Annotated in this window: 9 protein-coding genes; 7 read left to right on the forward strand and 2 right to left on the reverse strand. The window is 70.8% G+C overall.

All coding sequences use genetic code 11. The features are described 5' to 3' along the window. Window positions 1-11 precede the first annotated feature (11 nt). From JHN63_RS19710 to JHN63_RS19730, 5 genes are all read left to right on the forward strand, one after another. Window positions 12-2,210: an ATP-dependent DNA helicase UvrD2 gene (locus tag JHN63_RS19710; protein ID WP_200682412.1), complete on the forward strand. Its 2,199-nt coding sequence runs from the start codon at window positions 12-14 to the stop codon at window positions 2,208-2,210. Window positions 2,211-2,378: 168 nt separating this feature from the next. Next, complete coding sequence (locus tag JHN63_RS19715; protein ID WP_200682413.1) at window positions 2,379-2,696, forward strand: hypothetical protein; 318 nt, start codon at window positions 2,379-2,381, stop codon at window positions 2,694-2,696. A gap of 173 nt (window positions 2,697-2,869) precedes the next feature. Further along, window positions 2,870-3,238: a WhiB family transcriptional regulator gene (locus JHN63_RS19720; RefSeq protein WP_019058340.1), complete on the forward strand. Its 369-nt coding sequence runs from the start codon at window positions 2,870-2,872 to the stop codon at window positions 3,236-3,238. Beyond that, window positions 3,235-3,564 carry a hypothetical protein gene (locus tag JHN63_RS19725; protein ID WP_200682414.1) on the forward strand — a complete coding sequence of 110 codons (330 nt, stop codon included), beginning with the start codon at window positions 3,235-3,237 and terminating at the stop codon, window positions 3,562-3,564. Before JHN63_RS19720 ends, JHN63_RS19725 begins: the two co-directional genes overlap by 4 nt. A 132-nt stretch (window positions 3,565-3,696) precedes the next feature. Next, window positions 3,697-3,906 (forward strand): hypothetical protein, encoded by a 210-nt coding sequence (locus JHN63_RS19730; protein ID WP_200682415.1) that lies wholly within the window; start codon window positions 3,697-3,699, stop codon window positions 3,904-3,906. 70 nt (window positions 3,907-3,976) lie between these two features. On the opposite strand, the gene JHN63_RS19735 is transcribed toward JHN63_RS19730, so the two are convergent. Next, window positions 3,977-5,365, reverse strand: a complete 1,389-nt coding sequence (locus JHN63_RS19735) for an AarF/ABC1/UbiB kinase family protein (RefSeq protein WP_200682416.1) — start codon at window positions 5,363-5,365, stop codon at window positions 3,977-3,979. Continuing rightward, window positions 5,358-6,584 carry a TOMM precursor leader peptide-binding protein gene (locus JHN63_RS19740; RefSeq protein WP_200682417.1) on the reverse strand — a complete coding sequence of 409 codons (1,227 nt, stop codon included), beginning with the start codon at window positions 6,582-6,584 and terminating at the stop codon, window positions 5,358-5,360. The genes JHN63_RS19735 and JHN63_RS19740 overlap by 8 nt, the downstream gene beginning before the upstream one ends. A gap of 218 nt (window positions 6,585-6,802) precedes the next feature. On the opposite strand from JHN63_RS19740, the gene JHN63_RS19745 reads away from it, so the two are divergent. After that, the gene (locus JHN63_RS19745; RefSeq protein WP_200682418.1) at window positions 6,803-7,399 is read left to right on the forward strand and encodes a M48 family metallopeptidase; all 597 of its coding nucleotides are present in this window, start codon (window positions 6,803-6,805) and stop codon (window positions 7,397-7,399) included. A gap of 114 nt (window positions 7,400-7,513) precedes the next feature. Further along, on the forward strand, window positions 7,514-8,051 hold a 538-nt coding region (locus JHN63_RS19750), incomplete at its 3' end, for a TerD family protein (protein ID WP_234477391.1).

The following is an 8,051-nucleotide window of genomic DNA, read 5'->3' on the forward strand; positions in this document are numbered from 1 at the left end:
AGCATGGCCGTGTGACAGCAGCAACGCACTCCTCCCTCTTCCCGCAGGTACCGGACTCGGCCGACGCGGTGCTCGACGGGCTCGACCCCGAGCAACGCGAGGTGGCCACCGCCCTGCGCGGCCCGGTGTGCGTGCTGGCGGGCGCCGGTACGGGCAAGACACGGGCGATCACCCACCGCATCGCCTACGGGGTGCGCGCCGGGCTCCTGCAGTCCTCCACCGTGCTGGCCGTCACCTTCACCAACCGCGCCGCGGGCGAGATGCGCGGCCGGCTGCGCCAGCTCGGGGCCACCGGAGTCCAGGCCCGTACGTTCCACTCGGCCGCCCTGCGCCAGCTCCAGTACTTCTGGCCGAAAGCGATCGGTGGCGGCATGCCCCGGCTCGTCGACCGCAAGATCCAGCTCGTCGCCGACGCGGCGGCCGCCTGCCGCATCCGCCTCGACCGCGGCGAACTGCGGGACGTCACCGGCGAGATCGAGTGGTCCAAGGTCACCCAGACCGTGCCCTCCGACTACGCGGCCGCGGCGGCCAAGGCGGGCCGCGACGTCCCCCGCGCCCCCGCCGAGATCGCCCAGCTCTACGCCGCCTACGAGGACGTCAAGCGTGACCGCGGGGTCATCGACTTCGAGGACGTCCTGCTGCTCACCGTCGCCGTGCTCCAGGACCGGCACGACATCGCCGAACAGGTCCGCTCGCAGTACCAGCACTTCGTGGTCGACGAGTACCAGGACGTCAGCCCGCTCCAGCAGCGCCTCCTGGAGCTGTGGCTGGGCGACCGCGACAGCCTGTGCGTCGTCGGTGACGCCAGCCAGACGATCTACTCCTTCACCGGAGCCACACCGGACCACCTGCTCGACTTCCGCACCCGCCACCCCGGCGCCACCGTCGTCAAGCTCGTCCGCGACTACCGCTCCACCCCGCAGGTGGTCCATCTCGCCAACGGCCTGCTCTCCCAGGCCCGCGGCCGTGCCGCCGACCATCGGCTGGAGCTGATCTCCCAGCGGGCCGCGGGCCCCGAACCCGTCTACGTCGAGTACACCGACGAGCCCGCCGAGGCGGAGGGCGCCGCCCGCCGCATCCGCGACCTCATGGACGCGGGCGTCCCGGCCAGCGAGATCGCGATCCTGGTCCGTACGAACTCGCAGTCCGAGACCTACGAACAGGCCCTCGCCGACGCCGGAGTCCCCTACCAACTGCGCGGCGCCGAGCGGTTCTTCGACCGCCCCGAGGTCCGCAAGGCCGGCATCGCCCTGCGCGGGGCGGCCCGTTTCGGCGGCAACGACTCCCTCCTCGACGATGTCGTCGACCTGCCTTCCCAGGTCCGTGCCGTCCTCTCCGGCGAGGGCTGGACCACCGAGCCCCCGGCCGGCTCCGGCGCCGTCAGAGAGCGCTGGGAGTCGCTGGCGGCCCTGGTCAATCTCGCCCAGGACTTCGCCGCGGCGAGACCCGGAGCCACCCTCGCCGACCTGGTCGCCGAACTCGACGAGCGGGCGAACGCCCAGCACGCCCCCACGGTCCAGGGCGTCACCCTCGCCTCCCTGCACTCGGCCAAGGGCCTGGAGTGGGACGTCGTCTTCCTGGTCGGTGTCGCCGAGGGCATGATGCCCATCACCTACGCGAAGACCGACGAACAGATCGAGGAGGAGCGCCGCCTCCTCTACGTCGGAGTCACCCGCGCCAGAGAGCGGCTGCACGTCTCCTGGGCCCTCTCCCGCTCACCGGGCGGACGCCCCAGCCGCCGCCCCAGCCGTTTCCTGAACGGCCTGCGCCCCGGCTCGACCGGCACCGCGGGCAGACCCGGCACGGTCGCTCCTGGCGGCATCGAGCGCGGTTACACGGGCACCGGCCCCAAAGCCGTACCGCGTCGGGCGCAACGCACCGTGGCCCGCTGCCGGGTCTGCGGCCGCACCCTCACCGAGGCCGGCGAGATGAAGCTGATGCGCTGCGAGGACTGCCCCTCGGACATGGACGAGGGCCTCTACGAGCGGTTGCGCGAGTGGCGGGAGGTCCAGGCGCAGCGCAGCGGTCAGCCCGCCTTCTGCGTCTTCACGGACAAGACGCTGATGGCGATCGCCGAGACCGTCCCCGACGACGAGGGCGAACTCGCCCGGATCCCCGGCGTCGGTGTCCGCAAGCTCAACCGCTACGGGGCCGATGTCCTGGCCATCTGCTGCGGTCAGGAGCCTGTGGAGGGTGGCGCGGGGGACTGATTCAAACTCGTCGAAAAAATAGTTTGCGCATGCCCCAGCAATCCCCATAGGTTCTTAGACACGGGAACAGGGGGCCTTCTCGAAGGCCCTGATCCCGTGCTGTACTTGCATATCCGAAGGACCGGTCTCATCCCCGGTCCCCCGAGACGCCGAGAGGAGGCGATTCCAGTGATCAGCATCAACACCAGCTCCGCCAGCACCGTGAAAATGACCGATCCCTCGGTCGTCTCCCTGTGCATGCTCGGCGTTTCGACCCTGGGCACCGGTCTGTCCGGCATTTCTGCCGCCCGTCCGGCGTCCGCCCTGTCTCTCGCGGTCCTTCCCGTCCGTGAGCGCAATGAGCGACCGACCAAGGCACTGGAAGCAGTAGGAGCACAGGCGCAGGCCTATGCCTTCGCGCCCGGTGCCGGAAGCCGGAAGCAGACGACGCAGCACCACCAGATGTGGGCCTTCCGTGGGCCAGAACCCTGGAGTGATCCAGCCTGATCGATCAGGCCGGCGCCTTCAGGGCCGCGGAACCCCATCCGGGATCCGCGGCCCTTCTGTTTTCCCCGAACGGGGACGACGGAGCGAAGGGGCCTCGGGACAAGAAAAGAACCCGGTACCAAGCCGACAACCGGCCCAACAGGGCCGGACCGACCAGACGAGGAAGAACAACCGTGCAACTCGAAGCGCACGCCCCGTCCGTACCGCCTTCCGAAACGATCCCCCCGCCCGGCCTCACGGAGGACTCCACCTTGACTCCGCTCACTACGCTCACCGCGCTCGACGACGCCATCGAGAACCTGGGCGTGCCCGTCCCCTGCCGTTCCTACGACCCGGAGGTCTTCTTCGCCGAGTCGCCGGCCGATGTCGAGTACGCCAAGTCCCTCTGCCGCACCTGCCCGCTGATCGAGGCCTGCCTCGCCGGCGCCAAGGAGCGGCGTGAGCCCTGGGGCGTCTGGGGTGGCGAGCTCTTCGTCCAGGGTGTCGTCGTGGCCCGCAAGCGGCCGCGTGGCCGTCCGCGCAAGAACCCGGTCACGGCATGAACACCACCCTCGGAACGATCGACCGCCCCCTCACGCACGACCCCAAGAAGCAGGCCCCGATGAAGCCGTCCACTCCCAGCGAGCCCGCGGGCTCCGCGATCCCAGACTTCACCACTCCGGGTGCGACCGAGTCGCGCCAGAACAGGACCCGAGAGATGCAACTCATCCCAGAAGCCATGGCCCGTGCGCATATGCACGAGCGACTGCGGGAGGCCGAGCGGGACCGGCAGGCGCTGCGCCTGCTGGCCGCCCGCCGGATGCAGCGCAAGGCCGAGCGTGCCTCGATGCGCGCCCGCCGTGCGCTCGCCATGGCCCTCATGCAGTAACCGATCACACCTGAAGCGGTGGCCTCCCGACCCGGGAGGCGAAAGCTCCCCGCGGGGCCGGTCCGTCCGAACGGACCGGCCCCGCGGTGCGTTCTGCCCGCCGATCCCCGGCCGCGGCGCTATCGTCGCGGCGTGACGAGTCCTCCCGGAGGCAGCGACAGCGGCGCCTCCACCGCGGAGCCGCAGCCCCTCGTGTGCGCCCGCTGCGGCACCCGGTCCGAAGGCCCACAGCCCACCTGGACCTGCTCCGTGGAGAACGGAACCCGCAGCTACCTCTGTGACGCCTGCGCCAGGGAGAACCTCAGGGCGATCGAAGGACGGCTGGACTCGGCCTGGTGGTAGGCCGCACTCGCGCCACCACCTGATCGCCTCGCGCCGCCACCGAACCGACCCGCGCCGTCCGCGACCCGACTCACGCCTCCGCCGCGGGTTCCTCCCCGTCCAGGTACTCCTCGTAATCCTCCGGATCCTCCGGCACGAACCCCGGGAGCCACTCCTCCAGCTCCTCGCGCAGCCGCACCGTCGCGCCCAACTGGCACAGGACGCCGATTGTGCTCAATGTCACTCGGTGTATCAGGAGATACGCCGGGGGCAGATTGAGCTGCTTGCCCAACTGGTGGGCGGGGGAGCGGGGGTCGGCGATACGGGCGGCCTGGCTGCGCATCCAGCCGCGGCTGAAGGTGAACGCGTCGACCTGGGCCGGCTCGATGATCGGGACCAGGTAGTCGAGGACGGCGTCGGGGTCCAGCTCTATCGATTCCTTGACGAAGCCCTCCGTGCGCAACAGCTCGTAGACCGCCTCGGCATCGCCGTCGAGCGTCATGCGCAGGGATTCCCCGATGGTTGCCGGCAGACCACCGGGAAGGCGGTCGACCGTGCCGAAGTCCAGGACGCCCAGACGCCAGTCGCCCTTGCCGTCCGGATCGGCGGGCAGCAGCCGGAAGTTCCCCGGATGCGGATCCGCGTGGAGCAGGCCGGTGCGGGCCGGGCCGGAGAAGAGGAAGCGGGCCAGGAGCTGGCCTGCCCGGTCGCGCTGCTCCTGGGTGCCGTCGGCGATCACCTCCGACAGCGGGATCCCGTCGATCCACTCCGTGACCAGGACCTGCTCGCACTGGTGGACCACGGCGGGCACCATGACATCCGGGTCGCCCTCGAACTCCTCCGCGTGCGCCCGCTGGGCCTGCGCCTCCAGGCCGTAGTCCAGCTCCTCGGAGACCCGGTCGCGGAGTTCGGCGATGAGAGGCTTGATGTCCATCCCGGGGATGAGGGGGCCCAACAGGCGGGCGAAACGGCTCAGTTGGGTCAGGTCGGACAGAAGCGCTTCGCCGGCGCCCGGGTACTGCACCTTGACCGCGACCTCGCGGCCGTCGTGCCACACCGCCCGGTGCACCTGGCCGATCGACGCGGCGGCCGAGGGCTTGTCCTCGAACTCCAGGAACAACGTGCGCCAGTCCGCGCCGAGCCGCTCCTCCAGCACCCCGTGCACGGTGCGCGTCGGCATCGGCGGCGCCGCCTCCTGGAGCTTGGTCAGCGCGGCACGGTAGGGACCGGCGACCTCCTCGGGCAGCGCCGACTCGAAGACGGACAGCGCCTGCCCGAACTTCATCGCACCGCCCTTGAGCTCGCCGAGCACCTTGAACAGCTGCTCCGCCGTGCGCTGTTGCAGCTCGCGGCCGACGATCTCCGCGGACTCGCCCACGATCCGTTTCCCGAGCCCCCACGTCGCTCTCCCGGCGAAGCCGAGCGGGAGCGCGGCGAGCTTGGCGGTGCGGGTGACCGCCTTGCGGGGAAGATCAGACATGCGCCCTCCAAGTCCCGGCCGGCCGGGCCGAGTCTGCCTTACGGCGCACGTCCCTCGACGGCCGGTCCCCTCCCATTGTCGCGTGTCGATCCTCGTCCGTAGAGGTGTGTGCCTCCTTACCTTTCTTCGTACCCTTCTCCGCGGCGCCGCACGGGCAGGCGGAATGCGCCCAGACCGGCCGCGCGTGCCAGTGCAGACCCGGCAGCGAGACCTCCCACCGCGCGCCCGCGCTGGACGGCGACTGCCCGTCCAGGAAGGCGAGCGCGTGCGCCGCAGCCAGTCCGGCGACGGTCGTGGCCAGCGTCAGGTCGCAGGGCCGGACCTGTGGCTGCTTCCCGGAGCGCCACTGCGCGACCAGCCGGGGCCAGGTCGGGTCCCGGTCGGTGCGCGCGTGGTGCAGACAGCCCGCGCAGGACGTCTCGCCGGGCAGGACCAGTGGGCCCACGACTCCCGTGCCCTCCACGACACCGGCGTACAGATGAGGGGTTCCCGAGACGATCAGGCCGGTGGCGGCGGCCGGGTCGGGCGCGTGCACGGCGACATCGTCGCGCGGGGCGAGGATCACCAGGGAGAAACCGGGGTCGCTCTCCTCCGCCGTGGCCTGCGAGGTCCGGCGCGGTGGGCGGTCCGGTGCCGCCCGCCGTACCGCGCGCCGCGCCGCCTCGTCCCTGCGCTCGCCGACCGCCTCTGCGGGCAGCCCGCCCGGAGCGACGTCCCAGGGCTCGGTGTGACCGCCGTCGCGCACATCGACCTCGCCGACCCCCGCGCCCGACAACAGCGCGGCCAGCACCGCGCCCACCCGGCCCGCGCCTCTCACCTGGACGCGCAGTTCGCGACGCGCCGCCAGACGGCCCATCGACTCGCCCGGCTCGCCGGTGATCAGGGAGAGCGAGGCGAGGTCCGGGCGCAGCCGGTCGAGGACGTCCTTCTTCGCGCGGAGGGCGTCGGCAGCGGGCCCGCCGCCCTTCGCGTCGTCGAGCAGGCCCGCGTGCGTCAGCCCCTCCACCAAGCGGTCGACATGGTCCTCGGGCAGGTCCATCCGGTGCCCCTCCTCGCGCAGGAGGGGCAGTCCGCGGGTGCCGTTGAGCAGGTCCAGGAAACTGCCCGTCGCCGTGTCCATCGGGCCCAGAGTCATCGCGTGCGCCGGTGTCATCCCGAACTGCACGGTGTTGAGATCACGCCAGCCGCGCCGCAGCGCGGGCTTCACCATCGGATGCATGACAGGCCCCCGTAGCCCTAGGAAGTACGTCCCGTGTGCCGGCCGAACCGGTCCGGGCTCCGCCTGCGATGCCAGCCTGCCCGGCCCGGGCGTCGGGCGCCGAAAGTTGTCCACAGGCGGGGGGTATTCGTCGTACAAATTAAACGCTCGGTGGGGGATCGACACCGAACCGTCCCAGGGACGGGACTTCCCGCGTGTGCAGAGGGTAACGTCGTGGCGTGCCCGCCGACCCACTGCACAGCGCCGGAAAACCACAGCGCAGTACGACGAGCCAGCCGCCAAGCGGCTCGGGGGCGAGCGCGATCGAGGTCCGCAGGAGCGCGCGTCGGCGCAGAACGGTCTCCGCGTACCGCGAGGGCGATCGCACCGTCGTGCTGATCCCCGCCCGTATGTCCGAGGCGGAGGAGAAGCGCTGGGTCACCGTCATGCTCGACAAGCTGGCCGCCCAGGAAAGCAAACGCGTGCTCGGCGACGCGGAGCTGTCCGAGCGCGCCGAGCGACTGTCGGCCCAGTACTTCGACGGCCGTGCCCGGCCCACCTCGGTGCGCTGGGTCACCAACCAGAACACGCGCTGGGGCTCCTGTACCCCTTCCGAGGGCAGCATCCGCCTCTCCCACCGGCTGCAGGGCATGCCCGAGTACGTCGTCGACTACGTGCTGCTGCACGAGCTGGCGCATCTCCTGGTGCCCGGACACGGACCGCGTTTCTGGCGGCTCCTGGAGGCCTATCCGCGCACCGAGCGGGCCAAGGGCTACCTCGAAGGCGTGGTCGCGGCCGAGCGGCTGCCCCATCCCCCGGGCACCCGCGACGAATGACGGCCCCTTGTGGGGGATTGTGTACCGGGTCTGTACCGACATCCTCCGGTGTCCGAGATTGCCGTTAGCCTGACGCGACGCACTCGCATTCGGGATGGGGGACGGTCGTTACGCATGGCCAGGGAATTCCAACGCGGCCACAAGGCCAAGATCAGTGACCTCACCGCGGGCACGGATCTGTACGTAGGTGTGCAGATCACGGGCCCCGGACTGACGTTCGACATCAGCTGCTTCGGTCTCGACGCCGAGGAGCGGCTCTCGGACGACCGGTACTTCGTGTTCTTCAACCAGCCGAAGTCCCCCGAGGAGTCCATCCAGCTCCTGGGTGCCCAGGCGGGCGACTCGGAGTCCTTCCGGGTCACGCTCGACAAGATCCCGCCGCAGATCCACAAGCTGGCGTTCACGGCGACGCTCGACGGCGCAGGGCAGATGTCGCAGATCGCCCCCGGGTACGTCCGGATCGTCGCGGGCGGCGAGGAAGTGGCCCGCTACTCGTTCAACGGTTCGGAGTTCACCACCGAGCGGGCGGTGATGCTGGGTGACTTCTACCTGAAGGACGTCTGGCGGTTCGCCGCCGTCGGCAAGTTCTTCAGCAGCGCTTCGAGGCCACCGTCGAAGCCCTGGCCGACGGCGGCGAACCGCCAGACGTCCT

The sequence above is a fragment of the Streptomyces sp. MBT65 genome, assembly GCF_016612545.1.
Taxonomy (GTDB): Bacteria; Actinomycetota; Actinomycetes; order Streptomycetales; family Streptomycetaceae; genus Streptomyces.

Excerpts from the sequence above, each read along its gene's own strand:
- JHN63_RS19735 (WP_200682416.1), bottom strand. The coding sequence starts at position 5,365 with ATGTCTGATCTTCCCCGCAAGGCGGTCACCCGCACCGCCAAGCTCGCC.
- JHN63_RS19725 (WP_200682414.1), top strand. The coding sequence starts at position 3,235 with ATGAACACCACCCTCGGAACGATCGACCGCCCCCTCACGCACGACCCC.
- JHN63_RS19740 (WP_200682417.1), bottom strand. The coding sequence starts at position 6,584 with ATGCATCCGATGGTGAAGCCCGCGCTGCGGCGCGGCTGGCGTGATCTC.